Raw genomic sequence first — 24,169 nt, forward strand, 5'->3', positions numbered from 1 at the left:
TCGGCTGCGACCCCATGCCGGCAAGCAGTCTTCCACACAGGGGGCAGGGCAACGCGGGAGTGCCTGCCTGGCCGACCGACCGCACTCGGATCAAGGCCCACACCGCAGCCCCCACCCCGACCGCCGAAACAGCCTTCGATCGGAAACACCATGGGTCAAGATCAACTGGCAACCTCCTACAGCGACGCCAACCCGTTCTTCCGGCTGTGCCGGCACATGGGCTGGGGTGCACTGGTCAACCTCGGCTACTGCACCCTTCCCACGCTGCCCGCCGCCCTCGGCGGCCTGGACTTCTTCCAGCGCCGGCTGGAATCACAGAGCCTGGCACTCCTGCAGGCCCGCCCAGGCCATCGCGTGCTGGACGCAGGCTGCGGACGCGGCCACACCGCTGCCCGGCTGGGCGCCATGGGCTGTGAAGCGGTCGGGGTAGACATCACCGCCCAGCAGATCGAGCAGGCCCGCACCCGGTACGGTCAAGCTCCCCGCACCACCTTCGCCGTCGCCGACGTCACCGCCCTGCCGAAGCAGGCCGACGGCATCAGCGCGGACAATTCGTTCGACCGGGTGCACTGCCTGGAAGCAGCCTTCCACCTGTCGCCCACAGGACGACGCGCCCTGCTCGACGAGGCTTTCCGCGTCCTGCGTCCCGGCGGCCGGTTCGTCCTGGTCGACTTCACCTGGAACACCGACGATCCGGAACTGATCCGCCTCCTCGATACCCACGGCCTCGTCCGCTCGGCATGGCAGTTCGAGGAGTTCGAGCCCCTGGCGCGCTACCTGACACACGCCAAGGAAACCGGCTTCGTCGTGCAGCGCACTGTCGACTGGACCCGCCCGGTCATCGACCGCTTCTGTCAACTGGGCGCTGTACTGACCGGCCTTGCCTCCACCCTCACCGGCCGGCGCCTGCTGTGCCTGCGCTGGCCCGGCCTCAGGGAGTTCAGCGAACTGGACTGGCAGACCGTGCTCGTCACCGTCGAAGCGCACCGGGCGGTAGGACGCTCCACCGGCTATACGTCCTTCGTACTTGACAAGCCGACAGCCACGGGGGTGGTTGAGCACTAACTACGGGGTCCTGGGCGGTCACTCCACAGGCTTCGGTGTGACCGCTGGGGCAGGTATGTCGTCGGCGAACAAGGCACGCAGCGCCCCGTACGCCTCGCCGTGCTGGATCCCGCCCTGAGCAAGGAAGCGGGCCTGCTCCCGCGTCCACTCCCGCACCAGCAGGGTGTCGCCGATCCCGTCCAGCAGGGCATACGACCGCACCCCGTCCCGTGTCCGTACGGCGGTCGCGTCGTACTGGAACCGCCGACTGCCCTGACCCTGCCACCGGGCATACAACTCGTTCCTCACCGAACTCACGCCGCGCTCCTCCTGGCCGTGCCCGCCACCCAACACACTCCGCCTGCCCATCGAGCCCCGGTCCTGTGCTGTGCCCTGGTTCACAACAGCGCGCCGACGCCCCAGGCGGCACTGATGTCGTTCAGCCACCGGTCGGGCAGGCGCCCGTTCCACCGTGCCGCCAGCGCGTACCGGAAGCAGACCTCCATCACCGCGAACGCGGCGTCCGACCGCACCGCGACCGCCAGCACCCTGTCCGCAGCACCCTCCCGCACCTCCGTTGCTGCCCGGTCCACCGCACCGCTGATGGCAGCACCTCGTGAAACACGGCCCTGAAACCCGCAATGCCGCGTAGTGAGGGGGTGCCGAGGCATGCGAAGGGCTGATGGTCGTGAACCGGAGCGGCGAGCGGCGTAGGCGCCCCTGCGAGTCCGACAGATAAGGCCCTTTCGCGCCCACTTGGCCATCTGCGTGTTCAGTCTGACCGGACCTATAGCTGCTCTGTCGGCTGCCTGTCGCGCAGTGTGTAGCCGCTCTCGATCACCGGCATGTCGGCGGCGGGGGCCATGCACCGGGTCAGTTCGGGGGCGCCCTTGTCCGACGATACGGCTATGCCGACCCGGGACCGGCCGTGCTTCGGGACGGAGAAGCTCGCGCCCATCCGGACATGCGGAGGCAGTTCCGTCAGCCACGGGTGGTCCGGACTCGTGCGGACGAGGCGGCCGGTGACCGTGGCATTGGGGCCGCCGGTGGTGAGGCAGTCGACCTCGAACTCGCCCCAGTAGAGCTGGCCGTCCTGGGCGTGCGAGATGCGGAAGGTGCCCTTGGAGGTGACGGGAGTGCTTCCGGCGGCGTACGTGGAGCGGGCATTCACAGCGATCCGCACCTCTTGGTCGCGGACCTCGTAGCCGACCCGGGCTTCCCCCTTCAGGGAGGAGACGAACTGTGCGGACGCCGGGCCTTGACCCGTTTCGCCCGTGACCACGTGGAACGCGGCCTGTGCCACGGCCTTCGGTTTTGGCGCAGGTACGGAGTCCGGCGCGGGGGCCGCCGCAGCGGTGGGGGCGGCGATTGCGGCAACGACGGTGAGTACAGCGGTGACGCGTATGACCTGCTTCAGCACGGCAAGGCTCCGATCGGGACAGTCCGGCAAGAGGTGGGGGATGAGAATCCAGGGCCGGTGGGCGGTAGGTGACGGGTGGGGGTGATCTATCGATCGTGGCCAATACGGCGCCCCATAGCGTCGTTCGCTGGTACTGGCCGTCTCCGCCGGACGGGCTAGCCTGGGGCTTTCACGGGCGGGCGTGTGCGGCTTGTGACCAGACAGGCGGTGAGTACTTCCGACCTGCAACGATGGGACTTGTGAGGGTCATGTCAGCTGCAAGGACAGAAGCACTCTCCAGGTGAACGAGCGCATCGGGCCGTACACCTGTCCGAGCCCTTGTCGGCGGTGGCGCGAGGCCTCGCGGGCGCCCGCAAAATGCCTGGTCACGGGTGCGGTCCATGGAGGACCCTGAGCGTATGCCTCGTCGTCTCATGTTCGTGCAGTTGAAGACTGGTTACAACACCGACCGCGGGCCCTCGTGGATCGCGTGGGTGGGCTTCTCGAAGACCTGGAGCACTGCGTACTTCCACGGGAGGACACTGCGCCGGGCAGGAGGGATGTCCGATGCGAACTTCTACGACGTCCAGACCCACGAGGATTTCTGGGTCTCCGGGCCGAAGCGGGATCGCACTGACACCCGTTACGGCCCCTCCAACCCTGTAATCGAGCCGGGAGCCGTCGAGACCTATCACGCCTTCCTGGAGGGCGCGCCTCTGCCGGGCCGGGAAAAGACGGCTAACCTACGGTCTGTCCCGTAAATGATCTTCAGGTTGTCTCGGGCATGACTGGCTGCGGTACGTCCGGCTGGTCTATCCGACGAGGGCGGGGTTGTGCAGGCGGGCGATTCCGAGCATGGCGTGGTGGGCGCCGTCGCCTTTGAGGCGGCAGTCGCGGAAGATTTTCCAGGTCTTCATGCGGGTTAAGAGGATGTTTCACGTGGTGAGCTTCGCGAGCCTCTTGTAGCAGGTGAGGGCTGCGGCGAGGCCGAGGAAGGCGAGGAAGTGGCTGCCTTTTCGTTCGTACCGGACGGTGAGGCGGCGGTAGCCGAAGAGCCAGGAGATCGACCGCTCGATCTTCCAGCGGTGACGGCCGAGCCGCTCGCCGGACTCGATCCCGGGACGGGCGATCCTGCGATGAGGTTCCGGCTGCGGAGCCAGCGCAGGTGTTCTGCGGAGTAGTACGCCTTGTTCGCGCGGACCTTCACCGGCTTCCTCCGGCGTGGTCCGCGCCGGGAGCGGACGGCCGGAATGCCGAGGATCAACGGCTTGAACGCCCGGCTGTCGTGCAGGTTCGCACCAGACACCGCGACGGCCAGCGGCAGGCCCTGAGCCTCGGACAGCACGTGCAGTTCGCTGCCCTTCTTGCCACGATCGACCGGGTTCGGCCCGGTCAGCGAGCCCCCCTTTTCGCCCGCGCCGACGCGGCATCGACGATCGCGGACGTCCAGTCCAGCTCACCTCTGGCACCGAGCTCGTCCAGCACTGCCCGGTGCAGACTGCGCCACACCCCAGCCTCGGTCCACGCGGCGAACCGACGGTGCGCGGTGGCCGGCGACACACCGAACGACTCCGGCAGAAACCGCCACGCACACCCGCTCGTCAGCACGTACACCACGGCCGTGAACACCGCCCGCTCGTCCACCGGAGCAGTGCCACCGCCCTGCGGACGGGACGCGAACCTCGGTAACAACGGAGCTGCCAGCTCCCACAGTTCATTCGGAACCAGCCGACGCGACAGATCAACCCTCACAGTGCAGCATCATGCCGCATCACCAAGGCGCCACGTGAGACATCTTCTTACGGAGTCGTCGTTCCACGGCGTCCGCGCCGTCTTCCCTTCCTGCTGTCTTCTTTGATCCCGTCACGGATGCTCAGGAGGTCCATTACCGCAAGCGCTACTCCGAGGATGGCTTTTCCAGCGCGTACGAGCACGTCGGCAAGGATGTCCACGGACACTCTCTTTCGGTATGCGGCAGGACGGGTGCGCGGGCCCGCACACCCGTGGCCACGCGGCTGGGAGGTAGTCCCCTTGCCAAGACTCCAACTCTCCCTTTTCGGTTGCCTGTTCGGCTGGCCTCCTTGGTCTCGGTCATCGAGTCTCGGTAATCGATCGGACGGCGGTGTCCGCCGAGGTGCGGGGGCCGGGTACGGCGGCGGGCGACGGCAGGTCGAGCCTCTTGTCCATGTCTAGGCGGAAGGCCCATTACGGGTTGGCGTTGGACCACAACAGCGCGGTCAGGCCGCGCCGGTCCTCGTCGCTCAGCCTCGATGCCCAGGGCGGTTCGGCCAGGACCTGCTGCACCAGCAGAGTGTTGGCGTGCACGAGCGCGGACTGGAGCAGGTGCAGCGCGAGCATTCAGGTCTCGGCGTGCTCCTTGTCCGGGTGGTCAGGGCGCCGTCCTTGCCGCAGTGCAGCACGGTGTTCGCCGAGTTGCAGTTCTCCACGACCTGGAGGCCGCCGTGGATCTCCCGCCGCAGGCCGGGGCTGGTCAGGTAGTCGCACGCGAAGACCGTACGGACCGCGCGGCCGAGTTCTTCGAGTGCAGCGTAGGTGGAGTGCTTGGGGCCGCCGCGGGTGAAGCGCGGCAGCACCTGCTCGGCTTCGGCGGTGCCGAGCCGGAGCGCGGTGGCCTACTTCACCATCTGGTCGTACTGCTGCTCGATCAGCTCCCAGCGGATCGGCCGGGTCAGCGAGGCGCCGAGCGCGGGCCAGCCGGGCGGGGTGTCGTCCGGGAGGTACAGGCGGATGCTGCCGATGTTCTTCAGCCGGGTCAGCAAGCGGAAGTTGAACGTTTCGTGAAGGCGAATCCGACTACCGAGGCGCCGTGGGCGACGTACTGGGACTCGATCTCGGCGTCGGTGCAGTGCCGCATCAGGCAATGTTCGTCCCCTCGAAGACGGCGGGCAGGAGTCGGGCTTCGCCGCAGCGGTTTCGCCACCGTCGGCCGGGCGCGTGCCAACGGAGCTGGGGCGGCGCCTCGCGATCACAGTGGTCAGCCTTGAGGCTCCTGCGGTTTGATCTCGACCTCACGCAGGCTCTGCTCTTTGAGCTCGGTGCGTGCCTCCGTGCGGTGTCCACGGGCGATGTAGTCGCGCACGACGGCTTCGACAGCGTCCTGGGGCGAGCCGACCCCGGCCAGGACCATCACTTCCACTACCAGTTCGGCATCGAGACTGATATTGACCTTGGCCACGAGCGGCCCCCCTTCGTCGGTCCGGGACTCTAACAGCCCAGTGACTCGTTCCCGCTGAGGTTCAAGGCACAGGACAACAACAGGGCTCACCCCGGGTGGCACCGGAGAACACCCTCGCTTCCCTTCAGGCGGCGGTACGCCAGGGGCGGAGGTGGTGGAGGTGGACGTCCAGTTCACCCGGAACCGCATGACTGGCGCACCTCCCAGTGCGCCGCCACCCCACCCCCCGCGGCACGCTGAAGCTGTCCCCCCGCTTGCCCAGGACTTGAGGGGCACGGTGCGCGGGCCGGTGCAACGTCCGGGACTTACCGGAGCAACTGGCGGCTGGTCAGCTGTACAGGCGTTGCGCGGAGCCGGTGGCCGTCGTCTGGTGGTTCGTGGGTGGTGGCATTGGTGAGGAGCCCCCAGCCGACCACGGCGAGGACGACGCCCAGGACGAGGTGGATCCAGCCCCAGGTGGTGACGTCGAACTTGTAGACGTAGTCGCCGAGCCGGGCATAGACGTCGTTCTCGGCGATGCCCTTGAGGCGCCCGCGACTACGAAACCCACCCACACCGCTCCGAAGCCTTGATCAACAAAGCGATGATCGACCTCATGAGCCGCTGACTCACCCGCGAATCAACCCACAACTGGCGCGACAGCTGAACAGCCGCAGAGCCGACTCCTGTGAATCACAGCAGGTGGCCACAGGCTGACGCTGTTCCGCAAGCCTTAAACCCGAGCTCCGGCAAGGATTCGGGCCGACCCCGGTGCGTCGGGCGTGAGATAGCGGGAATACCAACGGCGCTCCTCTGGAGGGATGACGTTGCGGTTGCCCGTTGAGTCGAAGCGCATTGTGCGCAAGCGGACAGTGGCGTGCTCGGCGAGGTCTGAGGAGACCCGGACGAGGAGCGACAAGCTGACCCTCCCGACTTTCTCCGTCTGTAGCGTCAGTCCAACTTCGCCCAAGGTCCAGGGCAGTGGCATGGTGAAGCTGGCCTGGATGCTCGCGGTGCCCCAGTAAGTCTGGGTGCCGAGCTCGTCGCGCAGAGCCCACGCAAACTCGATTGCCGTGTCTTCCGCGTACTGGAGGATCGACAGATTGTGCACGTTGCCGTAGATGTCCGCATCGCTCATACGGATGCGCCGTTGGGTGGTGAACGTTTCCATAGGTGTCCTGACCGATAGGTTGTTGTCCAGGGACATGACTGTTGTATGTGAGCACCGCTGGTTCCGCTGGGGCGGCTTGGCGGCCGAGCCCATACGAGGCTGTTGAGCTCGGATGGCTCTATGGGCGACGTCGTCGGAGTTCGTCGGGCTGCTTCCGGTAGGGAATGCGGAAGGACTTTGCTGATCTTGTCTACCAAAGAGCGGCAACCCCTACGTACCGCTCAATGTCCTCTGACTGTGCATCCACCAGGAAGGGTGAATTGGTCTGACTGCGACGGGCGTACGTGAATCGTCTGGCTGGTCGACTCCCGGAGTGCGGCGTTCACATGATCCGCAAGCGGGACGTGGAAAACGTGGACGAACCACTGCACGCGCCGCACTGCCGCGGGTACAGCAGCACGTCGATCGGAGTGCCCGCACAACGACGCCGTTCCCGGACATCGCGGGATGTAACGGCTGACGGTCGGCGGCGTTCCGGAGACGGTACCCCGGCCTTGAGCACAGTCGTAGGAATCGAAAGCGGGTCATTACTCGTTGCGCATACCGCGCAGCGAGTAATGACAGTTTGTCGCAGCCTTTCAGACCGTCACGCGGGGCGTGTCCGCCAGCACCTTCTCGACGATGTCGGCGGCTGCCGAGGCCCCGCCCCCGTCATCGATGTCCTGGCGCATCCGGTTGATCGCTTCGGTGATCCGTGAATTTCCGATGACGTCGCGTACTGACTCCCGCAGTGCCTGGACGTTCGTCTGCTCCCGTGGCAGATGAAGACCCAGCCCCAGCTGCTCGACGCGCCTGGCATTGACCCGCTGCTCAGCCATCTGCGGAACCACCACGACGGGCACCCCGAGGGAGAAGGATTCCATTACGCTTCCCATGCCGCCGTGCGTGACGAACGCCGAGGAAGCGGCCAAGAGATCCAGCTGCGGCACGCTGGCGTGCACTTCGAATCCGTCTGACAGACGCCCGAAGCCTGTCTTGGCCATTTCGGCGCCCACACTCATTACCACGTGCCAGCCCATTCCGGTGAAGGCCTCCACGCAGGTCCGGTAGAACTCGGGGCGGTGATTGAACTGCGAGCCCAAGGACACGTACACCACGGGCCGGCCGTCCTGCGGGCCTTCCCATCGTCCTTGGAACGAGCGCGTCGCGAGAGCCGGGCCCACCCAGTGGGCCTCTGCGGCCTGCACCGTCTCGGGACGCCGTTGGAAGGCGCGGGGGAAGAACGCGATCGTCCGTGGCGGTGCGAGCAGCGCTCGCGCCCCTCCCGGTACGCCGAATTCCGCAAGAGCGTTTGCCAGTCCGGGAACCCCTGGGATCTGAAAGAGGTCATCCCTGCTGAAGAACTCTTCGACCAAGCCGTCGTACGGAAGGTGCGTCGGGGACAGTTGCACCACCGGCACCTCCCACCGGGCGGCCAGCAATGGACCCGCCCAGGCGTAGACGTCGTACAGAACGGCGTCAGGCCGGTCGCTCGCGAAGGCGGACTCCAGCTGAGACAGAGTAGACATGCTCACTTTGATCGCTTGCGCCACCCCCTCTGCCATGTCCTCCGGGGCTTCACCACACGGCTCGGCTTCGTAGAACACGGGTTCCGCGCCCACGGCACGGACGTGGTCGCCAAACTCCTGAGTCACCGCATAGCTCACCCGGTACCCCCGGTCCACCAGCTCCTGGACCACCGCGAGGGTCGGCATGACATGCCCGTGCATCGGCACATTGAACACCGCAAGATGCGCTCTGCGCACGCTGGCCTTCACCACTGTCTTCGCTCCTCGCCACGGAAATTCTGGAACGCTCAAGATCGCGCTGTGTCCCTCTAACGCAGAGCATGGGGTGTTCCGCCCCGGTCGTTCTCGAATCTCATCCTCACGGGTGAGTATTCACCTCAGCGGCCTCTTCACAGCCCGCCCGCCAGACGCTTCATCAGGGAGGCAGTTTGCGTGCTACGGCCGTGAAGGTGGCTGCCCGATCCACCGGGCTGCTGCAAACCTGCAAGGGCGCGCCTTGGCACCTGGGCATGAGGGGTCCGGAGCCGGGGGGCAGGAGGAAGGCTCATGCCGCGTTGCTCCGGCGAGCGGCCCCTGGGTGACCGGGCCGACTGCTTGGTGCCGTGGGCCGCCGGCTATTTGGTGCGGAGGGAAGAGAATTCCAGAAGTGCAAGAGGGCTTGCGTGACAGCCTGCGGCTGATGCTGCTGGGTGTTGTGACCGGCGTCGGCGATGACGACGTGGGCCGCGCCGAGCCTGCGGGCCGCGTCCGTGAAATCTCGTGCGGGAAACAGGCCGTCCTTGGCACCGTTCATGATGAGGGTGGGCAGGGGCGTGGCAGTGATGGGGCCCCTGTGGCGGAGGGCTGCCCAGGAGCGAACCACGCCTAGGAGATGACCAGGACGGGTACGCGTGAGTCGGGTCGAGGCGACCAGTTGGGTGGCCGGATCGAGCGTTTCCCGGGGGCGGGACTTCTCCCAGTGACCGATCACCCATTGCGCGGTCCTGGTCGGACCCATGAGCCAGCCAACCAGTGCCATGGCACGCAGGCGCCAATACACCCCGCGGCTGACTGACAGCGGGCAGCCCACCAGCGCCAGGCTCGCGGCTGCGCCTAGGCCCTCTGAAGCGTGGTGTGCCACGAAGCCTCCCACGCACAGAGCTACGAGATGAACGCTGTTGGGGTGCTTGACCTGGAACAGGACGCTGTGCAGGTCCTCCCCGAGCGCCTGCACGGTGTACGCGGCGGGATCCGTGGGCCCGTCCGACTCGTACTGACCGCGGTGGTCGTAGGCATAGGCGTGATAGCCGGCCTGGCCCAGGAGGGGGAGCAACGGGTTGAAGTCCTCCTTGGAGCCGGCCAGTCCACCGACCAGGACGACGCACGCCTTGCGGTCCACATCCGCCGGGGGAGCGCAGTACAGGGCGGCAAGCTGCCCGACAGGGACGGTGAACTGATGACGGAGGATGGGGAGCGCGGTCATTTGGGCTGGGATCTCCGGATCGGGTTGTGGGGCTGAGCGGAAGAAGGGGCAAGGGCGGGCCGGCCCGGGACAGGAGTGCAGACGTCGTCCACAACGGCGGGGCGGTGCGGTACGGAGCGCTCCGGTTGGCGTGGGAATGTCCACCAGTTGGCGGGTCCGGCCAGGGCCACGACCGCAGGGACCAGAAGGCCGCGGATGAGGGTGGCGTCCATCACCACGGCCAGCCCCAAACCGACGCCCAGAATCTTCAGCAGGAGGAGGTCGGACGTCGCCAGGGCGGCCATGACCACTGCGAAGATGAGCGCAGCCCACGTGAAGAGCCCTGCGGACCGGTCCAGTCCACGGGCGACGGCCAAGGTGGTGTCGGGGGCACGCTGGTACTCCTCGCAGATGCGGGCCAGCAGAAAGATCTCGTAGTCCATGGACAACCCGAAGGCGATACAGAAGATCAGCACCGGCAACTGGATGTCGGTAGTGCCGGTCGCCGTGAAGCCGCCCAGCACATCGGCGAAGTGCCCATCCTGAAACACGAAAACCAACGCCCCGAACGTGGCGCTGAGACTCAGAGCGTTCAGTACCAGCGCTTTGACGGCCAGAACCGGACGGCGGGTCAGTGCGAGCACCAGGGCCAACATGGCCATCGACACCAGAAACAACGCCAGCCATAGGCGGTCGGACAGCGGCTCGTACATGTCCGCGAGCACCGCTCCGGGACCACCCACCAGCATGGGACCGGGAGCGGGAAGGGCACGCACCGCAGCCGTCAGCGTTCGGGCCTGAGCGCTGAACGGCTCGCAGCGGGTGGTCACCGACAGCCACGTCCCCGAGGCAGCGGTGAAAGATGCCGAGTCCGGTCCTGCGGGCCGGATGCGGTGTCCGTTCTCGTACGTGCCCGTGGCGGTCTGCACCTGCCGAACGTCGGGCAAAGCGGCGATGCTGCGCGCCAGGCGGTCGAGCTTCTCCGAGGAGAGCGAGGCATCGAAGCCAGGCAGCACCACGGTCGTCGGGCTCGCGATACTCCCGTCGGCGAAGTCCTTGCGGAGCGCTTGCCCGCTCTTGCCGATCTGCGATGAGACCGGCAGCAGCCGATCATCGAACAGGCCGAACTTCACGTGTGTGAAGGGGCTGGCCATCACGACCAGGCACGCAGCGAGAATCCCGGCCACCAGCAAGGGACGACGCATGACGTAGACGGAGGTCCTTCCCCAACCGCCCAGCTGTTCCCCCTGCCACGGCTGCGGCACCCGGTGATGACTGCGGCGCCACCTGCCGAAGACATCCAGGCGCTCTACACCCGTCCCCAGGCAGGACAGCACAGCGGGAAGCACCAGCAGACTCAACGCTGCGCTCAGCACCACGACGATGATTCCGCCGCAGGCGATGGAACGCAGAACGGGCAGAGGAAAGACCAGCAGAGCCGACAAAGAAGCGGCCACCGTGCCGGCGGAAAAAGCCACCGCTCGTCCCGCGGTGGCCAATGCTGTACGCAGCGCGCCGTCACAGTCCTGCCCTCGCGCGAGTTCCTCCCGATAACGGCTGACGAGGAAGAGCGTGTAGTCCACGGCCAGAGCGAAGCCGAGCGCGTAGCTGATGCTGCTCGCGTACACCGACACAGGCGTGAACCACGTCACCAGCCGCAGCAGCGCGGCGGTCCCAGTCACCGCCAGCACCCCGACCAACACGGGCAGCAGGGCGGCCACGACCGACCGGAATACAAACAGCAACAGCACTGCGGTCAGCGGCAGAGCCAGCAATTCACCCCGCGTGCGATCCTCTTCGACCTGCTTACTGATCTGCGCGCGCAGCACGGCCTCGCCATTGGCCGTTACCTCCAGCTGACCGTGGACCCCCACGACCTCCGGCACGAGACGCCCGGCGGCCAAGGTCGCTTCCTCGTCCTGGCCCCGAATCCGCACCAGGAACATGGCACTGCGTCCGTCCCGTGATCGCAGCGAAGGCGAGCGGGTCGACCAGTACGAACGAACCCACTCAACAGAGGGATCCGCCCGGAGAACCGATGCCACCTTCTGCGCCGATGCCGCTGCCGCGGGAGTGTCGACCGACGCCGAAGCGCGGCCTACCAGCACCATGTTGGGGACTGCCGCACCGAAGTCACGTTCCAGAAACCGTTTGGCCTGCAACGACTCGGCCGAGGACGGCGCCTCACCACCGGCCGACAAATACTCATGTGCCGAAGAACCGAACCAGCCGGCCCCGGAGAAGAAGAACGCCGTTGCCAGCACGATCGCCCAACGATGACGGCGCAGCCACATGCCTGGCGGTGCACCAGGACATCGAGCACGGCCCCTCTCGTCCACCCTCGATGGAGCCTGCAAGCTCTTGCTCCCCTTTCCAGTCACTCAGCGCTGCACTTCGGGCCAGGAGCCGGTCGCAGCCGCTCATGATCGTCCGACCGCTGCACAACGATCCACCCAAGCCACAAGGTGCGGACGATTTGAGGCCAAAAGTAGCTAAAGGCTCATATTGATCCGAATCGGTTTGGGTTCTGGGTTGTTGGTGGTGTGTGAGTGATCTGGTGGGGGGACGCGCGGCATGAAGCCTCCCCTTGATCGTGGACACCTGGGGACCGGGACATGAGGTTCCAGAGGAAGTAGTGCCAGGTGGGAAGCAATAACAACCGCAGCAAGCGGTACACCGAGGAGTTCAAGCGGGACGCGATCGTGCTCGTCGACTCCACGGGCCGCACGGTCACCGAGGTCGCGCGGGATCTCGGGGTGAGCCCTGAGTCACTGCGGGGCCGGTACAAGCAAGCCCGCGCCGATCGAGGTGCGGGCGGGCCCGGCGAGCTCTCGAGCGCGGAACAACCTCAACTATCACGGCCAGGACCGCGACGGCCCTCACCTCCGGGGCACCCGGCCGCCGGACCTCCGGGCGTCCCGGCGTGTGTCCCGTTGCGCTCCTCGTCCTTGCCCGGTGCGGTGACGCGCGTTCGCCCGGTGGCGTTGTGTGCAGCTATGGGGAAAGCACTGCGGTGCGCAAGGTGCGGTTGGTGTAGGCCAGGGCGCTTGCGGCAGAGAGGGCTGCTCCGCCGCCGAGAATGGCTGTGATTGTCCCGAGGCGCCGGCGAGCAGACCGAACAGGGTGTAGGAGATGGGCCTGAGTCCGAGTGCGGAGAAGGTGGCGAGTGAGGTCACCCGCCCTCGGTAGTCGTCATGGGTGCGAGCCTGGACGAGCCCGAATAGCAGCGCGCCGGAGGGGCCGATGGTGAAGCCGGTGAGCGCCGCGGAGGCCACCGCGAGCGGCAAGGGTGCGAGCCAGGGAAGCAGGGCGAGGAAGATGCCGCAGCTGGCTGCCCAGAGCAGTCCTGCGGCGCCGGGGCGATGAGGACTTTTGCGGGATGCCATGAAGAGGGCACCGGCGATGGCGCCGGAGGCAAAGCCGGTGATCAGAATACTGAACCCGCCGGGTCCCCAGTGGTGGTCCTTTGCCAGTGCCAGACCGACGTTGAGCGGAGCGGCCAGGCAGAGGTTCTGTGCGGTGATGACCAGAAGGAGCCGCCCGATGAGGCCCTCGGTTCGTACGTAGGAGAGTCCGCTGCGCAGGGACGTCCAGGTGTTCTCCGCCTGGAGGGCCTTGGGTGCGACGCTCGGAGTGTGCTTCTTCAGCCCGTGCAGGATGACCAGGGCTATGAAGAAGAGCAGTGCGTTGGCGGCCGTGGCAGCACTTACTGATCGTTTCAGAATGCGGTTCGGAGGCGGCGGAGGCATATGAGGCTGCAGGTCAGTTCGACCAGGCCCTGGTGCAGGTCGGCGCGTCGCTCGTAGCGGGCGCGGGTCGTGGCGCACGCCTCCTACGGGCGGGGGGGCGGTGCCAGTTCGGCGTGGGTGACGGTATAACCGCCCTTGACGACGGGGGCGTACGGGGCCGGGGCCATACACGTGCCGACCTCGGCGTACCTACTGTTCGGCAGCAGGTTCACCCCGTTCCACGAGAAGCCCACCCGATCGGCCTTGCCACCCTTTCCGCCGTCGTACACGCTCAGTCCGACGCGCTTGCCGAGCGAGCCGGTCTCCTCGTGGCTGACCTTCGTGATGAGGGCCGTGACCGTCGCCGTGTTCGGGCCGGTGACCAGGCACTCCACTTGGCCCTCGGAGGTATAGGTGACGTTCCGGTCAGCCGAGTAGTGCGAGATGCGTACCGTCCCCCGCGCGTCGACGGGCAGCCCCGTGGAAATCTCGGGCCGCGGGATGCTGTACGGGGCGGCCACCGCGTCGAAGCTGAAGGAGCGTACATCGTTGTCGCTCAGGTACGGCAGTACGAAGTCCCCACTGCCGACAATCCGCGCCGCGCCCGGCCGACGGTGGTCCGTGCGCTGCTCGGCGGACGAGGCGATGGACGAGGCGCACAGGGTGAACCCGGCCACCAGGGCAGCGATGGTAGCGGTGGCGGTGCGCCGAGCAGAAAGCGACAGCGAAGTCATGACGATCTCCTTTTCTGCGAAGGGGAGTTGACTGGCGGAACGCGACCCATTCTTCGCTTTGACAGCCGCCCGGTCGTCATCCCAAGGCCGCAAGATCGATGCCGCCTCATCGCCCGCGCGGCTGACCTGACGTCAGCCGAGAGTCGCACAGGGTGGATCACCGCCAGCCGCAGACGTCCGCGGATCAGTTGTCGCGCTGGCGCCGCCCAGGCCCCGGCTCAAGTAGGGCACTACGAAGACACCGTCCATAGGAAGGACGGGATCCTGCTGCACGTCGACCGGACCCTGTCCTTCGCCGGGCGGCTGGTGAGCGGCGGGCACCGTTGGTCCGGCCCCCTCTTCACGGTCTCGCCGCCAGGCAGCTGACGGACACCGGAGTCGTCGGTTCGGGGCGCTCCAACTGGTCGCTTCAGGATGAGTCGAGCCGCGGGTCTTGTGCGCGACGATCGTGGTCGGAAGGGTGTCCGGGGTGCGTGCTGATCTTCTTCCTGACGACCTGTGGGAGCGGGTGGCCCCGTTGCTGCCGCCTGCTCCCGAACGGCGCCATCGCCACCCCGGGCGGCTGCGTGTTCCCGACCGAGTGGCGCTCGCCGGCGTCATGTACGTGCTGCGGACCGGTGTCGCGTGGCGCGATGTCCCCGCAGAGGCCGTGGGCTGCTCCGGCGTGACTGCTTGGCGCCGGCTGCGGGATTGAACCGAGGCAGGCGTCTGGCCACGCCTGCACGCCGCCCTGCTGGCCGAGCTCCGCCGTGCGGGCCTGCTGGATCTGGACGACTGCTCCGTGGACGGGTCGCACGTCCGGGCTCTCAAAGGGGGGGATCACGTGGGCCCCTCGCCTGTCGACCGTGCCCGTCCAGGCTCCAAGCACCACCTGATTGTCGACCGGCACGGAACCCCGCTTGCCGTCACGCTCACCGGCGGCAACCGGCACGACGTCACCCAGCTCCTGCCGCTGCTCGACGCCGTTCCGTCGATCCGGGGTCTGCGGGGCCGTCCCCGCCGCAAGCCCCGGCGCCTGTATGCCGACCGGGGCTACGACTACGACAAGTACCGCCGCCTGCTGTGGAAGCGCGGCATCAAACCCCTGATCGCCCGACGCGGCGTCGCCCACGGCTCCGGACTGGGCAAGGTGCGCTGGGTCGTCGAGCGCGCCTTCGCCTGGCTCCACCAGTTCAAACGACTCCGCACCCGCTACGAACGACGCGCCGATATCCACCAGGGCCTGCGCGAACTGGCCTGCAGCCTCATATACCTCCGCCGCCTACGAACCTCATTCTGAAACGATCAGTTAAGGGTGGATGGCTTCCTGGCGGAACAAGTTCGGGGCCTTGTCGGAAGCTGCTTCTCACTTTCAAAGTGCAGGTCAGAGTGCCGATTATCACTCATGACGCAGGAGCGGTCGTTCCGCGAAGGCGCCGCGGCGACGACGGACTCCGCCGAGGCAGAAGCGCTCTGATCTTGACCTCAAGTGCGGTTGAGGACGGAAGCTTTGGCCATGACCACGCAGACGGATCACACCGAGATCAGCATGCTCATCAGCCGCTTCTTCCGAGTTCTGGACGAGCGGAGGTTCGAGGGGGATTGGGCTCGCAGCTATTTCACCGACGACGTGCGAACGGTGACCCCTCTCGGCGCGTCCGACGGCATCGAAGCAATGGACGACACCAGCGAGGCACTCGAGAGGTACGCCCGCACACAGCACATCGCCTCCGATGTCCTGGTTGATGTCGAAGGCGTCTCGGGAAGAGCCAAAGCGTCCTGGAACGCGCTGATGACACACGTGCACCACGACGTCACCCTTCAGCAGCGCGACAAGGACGCCAACCCTCTCTTCACGGTCGGCGGCTACTACAAGGCCGAACTGCGGCGCACGCGCGAGGGCTGGCGCATCAGTCGCCTGTCCGTCCGGGCGATATGGACTACGGGTGAGCCGCCCGTGCTCCCCTCTGAGATCCAGCCGATGCCGGCCGCGTGACCCACCACTGCCTGAGCGCCCGCCCTACAGATGGCCCCAAGGCCGCCGGCGAGCTGCGCACACAACCCTTGCTGCAGGTACGGCGGTCGGCGGCTTGGACGCACACCGCTGTTCACCTCGGCCTGACTCCAACCCTGCTTCCTGTCCGGCTGTTTGCGCGTCGCCGGCCGCGACCGGGACGCCCCCGCAACCGACTGCTCCGAACTGGAGGTCTGGACATGTCCGAGACGGTGACCGAGTGGATCGGGCAGCACGCCCATCGCCTCACCACGCTCGATTCCGAAGCCCCGTTGACCGATCTCCTGCCCGTGGCCGACATCGTGCGTGATGCCCACGTCGTAGCTGTCGGAGCCTCGACCCGCCAGGCCCACGAACTGTCCGCTCTCTCGCACAGGCTCCTCCGGCTGCTGGTCGAGGACCTGGGATTCCGTTCACTTGCACTGGAAGGGGACGACGCGTCACGGCTCGGACTCGACGAGTACATCAGAACCGGAACGGGGGACCCACGGATGATGCTGTCCGAGGCCCGGTCCTTCTGGCAGACCGAGGAGACCCTCGACGTCATCCGCTGGATGCGCTCCTTCAACCGTCTGCACCCCGATGACCCGGTTCGGTTCGCCGGGGCCGCCCGCTCTCCCCAGGGCGGTACTCCGCTCGACGGCCTGGCCGGCATCGAGCGGAGTCTGACCGAAGGCGCCATCCAGTGGCACGAAGACACCGCGGACAGGATCGTCTACTGGGGCGGCATCGCGCACACCGTCAACGGCAACCCGCGGACCGTCTCTCCCTCTTCCCCGCCGATGACACACCGGAACGCGGGCAGCTATCTCCGCGAGCACTTCGGGGCCGGTTATGTCTCCTTCGGCCTGACCTTCCACCACGGTATGGCTCCCTACCAGGTCCTGCCGCCTCCGCCGGAGTTCGCTGACGCGGTCCTGGGAGGCGCTGGGCTGGATGCCTACCTCCTGGACCTGCGGGCTGATGGCCCACCCCATGTGCGGACCTGGCTCGACACGCCGGCCAAGACGCGCCTGATCGGTCCGGACTACGACCCCACCGACAATGCCGCTTACCACCTTTCCGGTGGATCGCTCACAGACTGGTTCGACGCCATCCTGCACACGCACGAGGTCACCCCGGCCCGCGCCCTCTCCTACCCGAAGAGCGATCAGTGAAGGTGCTGCGGCACCTGTCCGAGTGACAGGAAAACTGCCGAATGAGCATTTGTGACGAGCCGCGTGCCCCACTGGTGACAACCAGGTTGCTTCGACCGGTCGTATTCGCCAGCTCCGCCGGCTCTTCCGGTGACAACTACCGTGCTTCGGCTCAATTCCAGCCGCCGGGGGCAAGGTGTCCTGCAATCTACGAGCGAGGCGAGCTCACCACGTCATTGTTCCTGGGCCCCTGGCGTCAGCCGGTCCAGCCAGTATAGGGACCTTTCTCCGCTGGCGAGGGTGTCGGGGTGGTTGGGGCCTAGGACCCAAAGCTGGGCGGCCCTCAGTTCTTGGTAGGCCACCGAGGCTCCAGAAAACTTCCCCGCCTCCCCCAGCCAGTAGGCGATCCCTTCTCGGGTGGCAAAGGTGTAGGGGTGGTCGGGGCCCAGCTCCTGCTCCTGGGCGGTCAGTAGTTCGGTGTAGGCCCGTACGGCTCCAGACGCCTCCCCCGCCTCTCCCAGCCGGTAGGCGATCTTCTCGCGGGTGGCAAAGGTGTTGGAGTGGTCGGGGCCCAGCTCCTGCTCCTGGGTGGCCAGCAGTTCGGTGTAGGTCTGTGCGGTGCGCGCGTGAACGCGGCTGAGCCCGGCAAAAGGGCCGTCTCGTCGACCTCCCTCTTCTTCACTAGGACCGTCTTCGAGAGCACGCATCGCCTCTCTGAGAGCCTCTGTGTCCCGGGCCCGCGCGTCCGCGGCCGAAGTCTCCGCTTCCTCGCGCGCCTCAGATATGGCCTGTTCAGCGGTTCGGTTAGCCGTGGAGGGAATCCTTGCAGCTTCGTCGGCAGGGACCCGTTCCTGTTCGGCCAGCAGTTCGGCCATGTCCGCCGCAGATCGAGCTGGTCTCCTCGGTGTGGCCATGGCGGCTCGTGTACTGGGGTACGTGGGCCAGGAGGGCTGGGGGGTGTTCTGGGAAATTTCTAGAGCCCTCGCCTCCGTCGACTCCAACCTGGCGAGGGCGTCTTGAAGGCGCCTGATCTCGTCAGTGAGGTCTTCCCGTCGGCGTCGCGCGGGCACCTTTACTTCACTCTGATCGCCTGCAGGAGCACGCCTAGGTTCGCCTACGGCACCCTCTGCTGCAGGAGCACGCATCGCTTCGCTTCTTACATCCTCTGCTTCTTGAAGGCGTGCCCTCGTTTGCGCGACCAATCTGTTCGCTTCCTCGCGCCCTGCCACTACGGCCTGATCAGCGGTTTGCTGGACACACCCTTGTCCCGTGATCAGGTGACGGAACGATCAGTCCCGAGGGGAAGGGTAGGTATGGGGCCGGGCAACGGCTGCGAACGGCACGGGTGTTAGTTTGCTTCCCGTGTTGGAACACCAGGGCGAGACCAGGACGGCCTACGACGGGGTTGTCGAACTGTATGCGTCGATGTTCGCTAATCGGTTGGAGACGCAGCCGTTCGCGCGAAACATGATCGGCACCTTCGCCGAGCTCGTGCGTGGGACGGGGAACCTGCGGACAGCCGACGTCGGGTGCGGGCCCGGACATCTGACGGCCATGCTGCACGACTTGGGGCTGGACGCCTTCGGGCTCGACCTCTCCCCGGCCATGGTCGACCACGCCCGGCGGGCCCATCCGGCGCTGCGGTTCGACGAAGCGCGAATGGAGGCCCTGCCGGTCGAGGACGGCACGCTCGGCGGAGTGCTGGCCCACTACTCGATGATCCATACCCCGCCTGGGGAACTGCCCGCACTGCTCGCCGAGCAGGTCCGTGTCCTGGCACCAGGGGGCCTGCTCCTGGTGTCGTTCTTCGGGACCGAAGGACCGGAGCCGGTCCGCTTCGATCACAAAGTGACGCCCGCCTATAGCTGGCCGGCCGAGCGGTTTGCCGAGTTGCTGGGCGGGGCCGGGCTCGTCACGGTTGCTCGGTTGCTCCACGACCCGGCCTCCGAGCGGGGCTTCCTCGACGCCCATTTGTTGGCCCGCCGCCTCTAGAGCGTGCCCCGTGGCCTGGGGCGGAGTGGTGTAGATCCGCGTGGATGAAGTTCGTCTGAAGCGCCACGTGCGGGACTGGTTCACTGCTCGCCGATAGCCTCCAGGATCGCGCGAAGACGCGACAAGCATTCGCTGACGAAAAGGGGATAGGTGCCCCAGTAGGACGACACCCCGCTGACTCCGTCAGCGATGGCCCACGCCCGGGCACGCAGCCATGTCACGTCGTCGAGGCTTGTGGCGTCCCAGTACGCCTGTCGAGCCCCGGGTGGAAAATCCCACAGAGGCGAGTGCTCGGCGTCGGGGAAGCCGACTGAGAGGCCTCCGAAGTCGATGACGGCGTGCAGCTTCCCCTGCTGGACCAGAAGCTTGGTGGGTTTGAGGTCTCCGTGGAGCCACACATGGCGGGCAGAAGGCTCGGGCAGGGTGAGCGCGCTCTGCCACAGGTGTTGCAGATGCGCAATGTCGAGGTCGAGGCCCTGGATCGTTCGGCAGTTGTCGAAGCACCCGCGGATCCACCGGTCACAAGCGTGCAGGCCACCTCCGCGGTACCAGCTGAGCCCGCCCTGGCGAGTGGCTCCCATGAGGGGGATGGAATGCAGGCTATGCACGATCGTCGCCAGGTCACCTCCGAAGGCGGCCCAGTCTCTGACCGATCCCGGACCGGCTTCCTCGCCATCGATCCAGCGGTACACCGACCAGGCGAGCGGGAATGCGGAACTCGACGTGCCGTTGTGCACCGGCTCCAGGGATGCGACAGGGAAGATCTGGCGCCAGCCGTGGCAGCCAGGTCTGCTCTTTCCGTACGGCCTTCGCGTTGTCCGGGGTGCGCGGTAGCCGCAGGAGCAGTTGGTCGCCGAGCCGGTACATCGTGTTGTCCGTGCCCGCACCGGCCGGCGAGATGGGGAGGTCGGCCCACTCCGGTCGCTGTTCCCGCAGCAGTGACCGGACGACCGTCTCATTCACACGGATCTCGTTCTCATGAAGCGTCACGGTGAGAGCCTTCTGGCCGGGCTTCGCCGCCGCCAGTCATTTTCCCGAGGCGGCCGCTGTACGTACCTCGATCCCTTGAGGATCCGCCAGGCCAGGTGAGACCGAGTGAGACTCTGCCAGCTTCAGCTCGACCGGACAGTAACTCTGCGTAGGTTGATCGCTCTCTGACGTCGGCTCGCCAACTATCGCGAACATCCGTCAACTATCGCGAACAGTCACACTCGGCCGGGTGTCCCGGCAGACCGCCGGGACACCCGGCCTCTGTCCACAGGCCCGCGGCTCTGGACTGCCTCCATGACCGAAGAAGAGAAGGCGCAGCAGGCGGGCCGGACGCGCGCCAAGATCATGGACGGTTTCCCCCGCGCGGAGCGTGCCCTGTTCACCCGGCCCGCGCCGAAATCGCCGCGAGCCCAGATGAAATTCCTTCGCACGCGGGCGAAGAGCTCCACCAAGAGCCTGGCGGAGCGGCTGGGCGTCTCACGCAAGACGGTGCAGCGCGCTACCTCTCAGTGCGTTGTGGCAAAGGGAGCCCCTGTTCGATGAGCAGAGGCTCCCTTTGCCACACCGCACTCAGCGGTAGGCGCTCACTGCGGTGAAGTAGAGGGCTAGGCACGTGGCGGCAGCGCCGGCCGCTGTGAGGAATGCCTGTCGGGCGCCGATGCCGGTGCCGTGTGCGATCAGACCCACGATCAGCGACAGGTTGAGGATCGCGGAAATCGCCAGCAGCAGGGCAAGGATTTCGACTTGGTTCATGTCGTCAACGGTGGCTGTCCAAGGGTGGTGTCCAGCAGGTGTGCGTCGTTAGGTTGGACAGGCCCGCGCCATCTTGGGGGGAGTTGGCACAACACGATGGCCCTGCAGACAGATCCGGCATCTGAGTCCGACTGGACCGGCTTGGTTGCCGAACTGGCCATGGTCCGCGCCGACCGACTCGGCAAGCGCCCGTCGGACAGGCTGCTCGGAACCGCAGCGGGAGTCAGCCCCACGACCGTGGGCGACTGGCTGCGCGGGGAGCGGTTCCCTCAGCGACTCGAGCTGATGCTGATACTTGTCCGGGAGATCCGCGCACACGCCGAGCGGACCGGCGGTGCTGACACCGAGGCGGCGCTCTTCGACCTTGATCGATGGCGGATCGCCTACCGGGCAGAGGCGCGTCGGCGCTCCGGCGACACCCGCACGGCCGCACTGGCGGCTCAGGCGCAGGCCGCGCTGGCGAGGGGGCGGCCCGGCCGCTTGCTGACGGAACTGGCTTCCCAAGCGGCGGCGTTCGACCTCGAAGTGCACCGGGCGCTCCTGCCGGAGGAGGGGGGCGGCGATGCGCTGACGGTCCTTCCGCCCTACCTTCCCCGTGCGCATGACCGCGTGCTCGCGGATGTCGTTGAGAGCACCGCAGGCGGGACGAGTGCTCTGGCCGTCCTGGTTGGCGGGTCCTCGACCGGCAAGACCCGGGCGCTGTGGGAAGCGCTGGCCCTACTGCGCGAGCAGCCGGTTGAGTGGCGACTGTGGCATCCGCTCGCCCCGTCGCGGCCTGAGGCGCTGCTGGCAGGCGTGCCGGATGTCGGATCCCACACGGTCGTGTGGCTGAACGAGGCGCAGGAGTATCTGAGCGATCCGGTGCTGGGTGAGCGGGTCGCTGCCAGCCTGCGTGCGCTGATGCGTGATACGGACCGGCTTCCGGTGCTGGTGCTGGCGACGCTGTGGCCAGAGCACTGGCAACGGCTCACCGCACGCCGTGACCCGGATGCGCATGCGCAGGCTCGGGCGCTGCTGGCAGAAGGCGTCCGCGTCCGCGTGCCGGACTCGTTCACCGCCGCTGACGCCTCGGTCCTCGCAGTCGCGGAGACCGACTCCCGGCTGCGACGCGCGCGGGCCCGCGCCGTCAATGGGGAGATCACGCAGTATCTGGCGGGTGTTCCGGTTCTGCTTCAGCGGTATGAGGACGCTCGGGCCGACGCCAGAGCGTTGCTGGACGCTGCGATCGATGGGCGTCGGCTTGGCTGGGGCATGGACTTGCCGGCGGCGTTTCTCGCTGACGCAGCATCGGGATACCTCAGTGCGGCCGAGTGGGACCAGTACGGCGAGCGTTGGCCGGCGCCGGCGCTGCAGGACACCGATGAGCACCGTGGTGGGTTTCGGGGGCCGCTCACTCGGGTGCGGCGGCGTCCGCAGCCGGGTGAACCGGCATCCGTCGACCCGCCGGTCTACCGGCTCGCCGACTCCCTGGAGGAGCACGGTAGGCGCAGCCGCGCCTACACCTTCCCCGCCGAAACCTTCTGGACTGCTTCGATGGTGCACGCGGACCCGTTCACCATGATCGCGCTGGCAGAAGGGGCACGGGTCCGCGGCCTGTACCGCACGCAGGCATGCCTTCTCGCGACAGCCGCCCAGTCCAACGCGACCGCAGCCGCCGAGCTGGTCGCCGCCTTGACCATCTTCGTGGTCGGGGCACGCGACGAAGCGTCTCGCTGGGCCGCAGGAGTTGTGCCGTTGACCGACCCGGGCCCGTTAGGCCTTTTCCTGGGGTTCCTGCGCGGGAAGGTGCAGAAGGAAGCAATCGCGGTCCTACTGACTCGCGGGCTTGGGCGTCAAGCGGAAATAGACGACCACTTCGGTGTGGCCCATCTGGTTGACCAGCTCCACGAGTGCGCCCGCTACCCCGGTTTCCCCGAGCCGGTGCGCGCGGCAGCAGCGGCCGAACTTGCCACGCTCCTGAACCGGCACCCTGACTGGAATTTCGACATCGACGATCCCAAGTCGATCACTGAGTTCGCGGACACACTGCGGGGATCCGGTACCGACGCGCCCGCTGCCCAGCGGCTCCTTGAGTACCAGGCCGGCACGGATCCAGGCGACGCCGACGGAGAGGATGCTCCGACAGCCGCCGCGGCGCTGGCCTCACGGCTCAGGGAGCTTGTGGAAGCACAGGACGACCAAGCACTCGTCGGCCTGCTCGCGGAGCAACCGGCCCGCCAGGTCCCCATCACGGATGCAGACGGGGTCGCCCGGCTCCTGCATCAGCTGAGGTGGCTCACGGTCTTCCACACCGTTGACGAGGTCCGCCGGCTGGCCCGTAGCGAGGGCGCCACCCTGCTCGTCGAACGGCGGCCTTGGGAGCGCGTGAGCCTCACCGACTCCGCTGGCGTGGCCCTGCTGTTGCGCTGGCTGGACCACAACTCGTCGCACTGGACGAACTATCCGGACTGGTTCCTCCACAAGCTCGAACAGTGCCAGGAACCGCTCTATCTGCACCTGCGCGATCAACCGCATCGTGACGCGGAGCACCTGGCTTGGCTGTGGGAGAAGGCGATGCTCGGCAGGCTCGCCACTCGTGCGGCCGAGGTCGCCCTCACCAACGTTCGCGGCGTGGCTTCCCTGCTCTCGATCCTGTCCGAGAACACGTTCAACTGCTCACCGGGGGTGGCTGAAGCTGCTGTGGCTCGTCTCCTGGAGCGGAACCCCGCTCACCACGTCCCGCCGGTCGGGCCCGACAATGACCGCTACGCTGCCGAAGAGCTGATCGACGCGCTGCGGGACGCCAACGATGCGGAAGCCGCCTCCCACCTGGAGCAGCGTGCCTTCGCAGCAGGCGCGTACACCGTCATCATGCGGGGCGAGCACCAGGACTACGGTCTGCTGCCGGACGGGACACGGTCCCCCGCCTGGAGTTGGTCGGACGTGATCCGTGATCTCCTCCCGCGCCGCTGACGCTGCCGGCGTCGCGTGGCTTCACAGCCAGCACCCCAGGGCTCTTCAGGGGGAACATCGGTACAGCCGTTGGCGCTGACAGCGATCATGGTTCGGGCGGCACGAGTGTGCTCGTACTCGCGGTGGGCCTTGCGCTGGGCCGGGACCCGCCGG

At 67.0% G+C, this 24,169-nt stretch carries 19 protein-coding genes and 8 pseudogenes; 8 read left to right on the forward strand and 19 right to left on the reverse strand.

Annotation, left to right across the window (positions count from 1 at the left end; translation table 11 throughout):
- Positions 1-150 precede the first annotated feature (150 nt).
- Positions 151-1,065, forward strand: coding sequence for a class I SAM-dependent methyltransferase (locus tag ACQPZG_RS05090; RefSeq protein ID WP_433544541.1), 915 nt, complete (start codon positions 151-153; stop codon positions 1,063-1,065).
- 18 nt (positions 1,066-1,083) lie between these two features.
- Here ACQPZG_RS05090 and ACQPZG_RS05095 read toward each other — a convergent pair whose 3' ends face one another.
- From ACQPZG_RS05095 to ACQPZG_RS05155, 13 genes and pseudogenes are all read right to left on the reverse strand, one after another.
- Positions 1,084-1,362 (reverse strand): hypothetical protein, encoded by a 279-nt coding sequence (locus ACQPZG_RS05095; RefSeq protein WP_433544542.1) that lies wholly within the window; start codon positions 1,360-1,362, stop codon positions 1,084-1,086.
- Between the two features lie 80 nt (positions 1,363-1,442).
- Entirely contained in the window at positions 1,443-1,637 is a 195-nt protein-coding gene (locus ACQPZG_RS05100) for a hypothetical protein (protein WP_433544543.1), read from the reverse strand.
- Positions 1,638-1,831: 194 nt separating this feature from the next.
- On the reverse strand, positions 1,832-2,347 hold the full coding sequence (locus tag ACQPZG_RS05105) for a hypothetical protein (protein WP_433544544.1): 516 nt from the start codon (positions 2,345-2,347) through the stop codon (positions 1,832-1,834).
- A gap of 908 nt (positions 2,348-3,255) precedes the next feature.
- Positions 3,256-3,372 (reverse strand): annotated as a pseudogene (locus ACQPZG_RS05110) (IS5/IS1182 family transposase); the annotation flags it as partial.
- 6 nt (positions 3,373-3,378) lie between these two features.
- Positions 3,379-4,195: pseudogene (locus ACQPZG_RS05115) on the reverse strand (IS5 family transposase).
- Between the two features lie 453 nt (positions 4,196-4,648).
- Positions 4,649-4,801: a Tn3 family transposase gene (locus ACQPZG_RS05120; RefSeq protein ID WP_433544545.1), complete on the reverse strand. Its 153-nt coding sequence runs from the start codon at positions 4,799-4,801 to the stop codon at positions 4,649-4,651.
- Positions 4,802-4,875: 74 nt separating this feature from the next.
- Positions 4,876-5,433, reverse strand: a pseudogene (locus ACQPZG_RS05125) (Tn3 family transposase); the annotation flags it as partial.
- A 5-nt stretch (positions 5,434-5,438) separates the two neighbouring features.
- On the reverse strand, positions 5,439-5,639 hold the full coding sequence (locus tag ACQPZG_RS05130) for a type II toxin-antitoxin system VapB family antitoxin (RefSeq protein WP_433544546.1): 201 nt from the start codon (positions 5,637-5,639) through the stop codon (positions 5,439-5,441).
- Between the two features lie 386 nt (positions 5,640-6,025).
- Positions 6,026-6,166: pseudogene (locus ACQPZG_RS05135) on the reverse strand (DUF7144 family membrane protein); the annotation flags it as partial.
- A 185-nt stretch (positions 6,167-6,351) separates the two neighbouring features.
- Entirely contained in the window at positions 6,352-6,825 is a 474-nt protein-coding gene (locus tag ACQPZG_RS05140) for an acyl-CoA thioesterase (RefSeq protein ID WP_433544547.1), read from the reverse strand.
- 542 nt (positions 6,826-7,367) lie between these two features.
- The gene (locus ACQPZG_RS05145) at positions 7,368-8,549 is read right to left on the reverse strand and encodes a macrolide family glycosyltransferase (protein WP_433544548.1); all 1,182 of its coding nucleotides are present in this window, start codon (positions 8,547-8,549) and stop codon (positions 7,368-7,370) included.
- Positions 8,550-8,841: 292 nt separating this feature from the next.
- Positions 8,842-9,759, reverse strand: coding sequence for an alpha/beta fold hydrolase (locus ACQPZG_RS05150; RefSeq protein ID WP_433544549.1), 918 nt, complete (start codon positions 9,757-9,759; stop codon positions 8,842-8,844).
- Positions 9,756-12,032, reverse strand: coding sequence for an MMPL family transporter (locus tag ACQPZG_RS05155; RefSeq protein WP_433544550.1), 2,277 nt, complete (start codon positions 12,030-12,032; stop codon positions 9,756-9,758). Before ACQPZG_RS05155 ends, ACQPZG_RS05150 begins: the two co-directional genes overlap by 4 nt.
- A 348-nt stretch (positions 12,033-12,380) precedes the next feature.
- Between ACQPZG_RS05155 and ACQPZG_RS05160 the strand changes: the two are divergent.
- Positions 12,381-12,536, forward strand: a pseudogene (locus ACQPZG_RS05160) (transposase); the annotation flags it as partial.
- An 81-nt stretch (positions 12,537-12,617) separates the two neighbouring features.
- Here ACQPZG_RS05160 and ACQPZG_RS05165 read toward each other — a convergent pair.
- The 3 genes and pseudogenes from ACQPZG_RS05165 to ACQPZG_RS05175 all read right to left on the reverse strand — a co-directional run bounded on the left by ACQPZG_RS05165 (position 12,618) and on the right by ACQPZG_RS05175 (position 14,200).
- The gene (locus ACQPZG_RS05165; RefSeq protein ID WP_433544551.1) at positions 12,618-13,487 is read right to left on the reverse strand and encodes an MFS transporter; all 870 of its coding nucleotides are present in this window, start codon (positions 13,485-13,487) and stop codon (positions 12,618-12,620) included.
- Positions 13,457-13,552 (reverse strand): annotated as a pseudogene (locus tag ACQPZG_RS05170) (IS5/IS1182 family transposase); the annotation flags it as partial. The pseudogene ACQPZG_RS05170 and the gene ACQPZG_RS05165, both read right to left, overlap by 31 nt.
- Before the next feature lie 18 nt (positions 13,553-13,570).
- Entirely contained in the window at positions 13,571-14,200 is a 630-nt protein-coding gene (locus tag ACQPZG_RS05175) for a hypothetical protein (protein WP_433544552.1), read from the reverse strand.
- 469 nt (positions 14,201-14,669) lie between these two features.
- Between ACQPZG_RS05175 and ACQPZG_RS05180 the strand changes: the two are divergent.
- The 3 genes and pseudogenes from ACQPZG_RS05180 (at position 14,670) to ACQPZG_RS05190 (ending at position 17,350) form a co-directional block, all read left to right on the forward strand.
- Positions 14,670-15,479 (forward strand): annotated as a pseudogene (locus ACQPZG_RS05180) (IS5 family transposase).
- Between the two features lie 216 nt (positions 15,480-15,695).
- Positions 15,696-16,175: a nuclear transport factor 2 family protein gene (locus ACQPZG_RS05185; protein ID WP_433544553.1), complete on the forward strand. Its 480-nt coding sequence runs from the start codon at positions 15,696-15,698 to the stop codon at positions 16,173-16,175.
- Between the two features lie 218 nt (positions 16,176-16,393).
- On the forward strand, positions 16,394-17,350 hold the full coding sequence (locus ACQPZG_RS05190; RefSeq protein WP_433544554.1) for an erythromycin esterase family protein: 957 nt from the start codon (positions 16,394-16,396) through the stop codon (positions 17,348-17,350).
- A 212-nt stretch (positions 17,351-17,562) separates the two neighbouring features.
- Here ACQPZG_RS05190 and ACQPZG_RS05195 read toward each other — a convergent pair whose 3' ends face one another.
- Complete coding sequence (locus ACQPZG_RS05195) at positions 17,563-18,204, reverse strand: tetratricopeptide repeat protein (RefSeq protein WP_433544555.1); 642 nt, start codon at positions 18,202-18,204, stop codon at positions 17,563-17,565.
- A 487-nt stretch (positions 18,205-18,691) separates the two neighbouring features.
- Here ACQPZG_RS05195 and ACQPZG_RS05200 point away from each other — a divergent pair, with 487 nt between their 5' ends.
- Positions 18,692-19,321 carry a class I SAM-dependent methyltransferase gene (locus tag ACQPZG_RS05200; protein WP_433544556.1) on the forward strand — a complete coding sequence of 210 codons (630 nt, stop codon included), beginning with the start codon at positions 18,692-18,694 and terminating at the stop codon, positions 19,319-19,321.
- An 80-nt stretch (positions 19,322-19,401) separates the two neighbouring features.
- Here ACQPZG_RS05200 and ACQPZG_RS05205 read toward each other — a convergent pair.
- Positions 19,402-20,311 (reverse strand): annotated as a pseudogene (locus tag ACQPZG_RS05205) (aminoglycoside phosphotransferase family protein).
- 294 nt (positions 20,312-20,605) lie between these two features.
- Here ACQPZG_RS05205 and ACQPZG_RS05210 point away from each other — a divergent pair.
- Positions 20,606-20,854 carry a hypothetical protein gene (locus ACQPZG_RS05210; protein WP_433544557.1) on the forward strand — a complete coding sequence of 83 codons (249 nt, stop codon included), beginning with the start codon at positions 20,606-20,608 and terminating at the stop codon, positions 20,852-20,854.
- Between the two features lie 27 nt (positions 20,855-20,881).
- On the opposite strand, the gene ACQPZG_RS05215 is transcribed toward ACQPZG_RS05210, so the two are convergent.
- Positions 20,882-21,064 carry a hypothetical protein gene (locus ACQPZG_RS05215; RefSeq protein ID WP_433544558.1) on the reverse strand — a complete coding sequence of 61 codons (183 nt, stop codon included), beginning with the start codon at positions 21,062-21,064 and terminating at the stop codon, positions 20,882-20,884.
- Between the two features lie 96 nt (positions 21,065-21,160).
- Between ACQPZG_RS05215 and ACQPZG_RS05220 the strand changes: the two genes are divergently transcribed.
- A complete protein-coding gene (locus ACQPZG_RS05220; protein WP_433544559.1) occupies positions 21,161-24,016 on the forward strand; it encodes a hypothetical protein in 2,856 nt (951 codons plus the stop codon).
- The last annotated feature ends 153 nt before the right edge of the window (positions 24,017-24,169 follow it).

The sequence above is a fragment of the Streptomyces sp. CA-294286 genome (assembly GCF_050947155.1).
Taxonomy (GTDB): domain Bacteria; phylum Actinomycetota; class Actinomycetes; order Streptomycetales; family Streptomycetaceae; genus Streptomyces.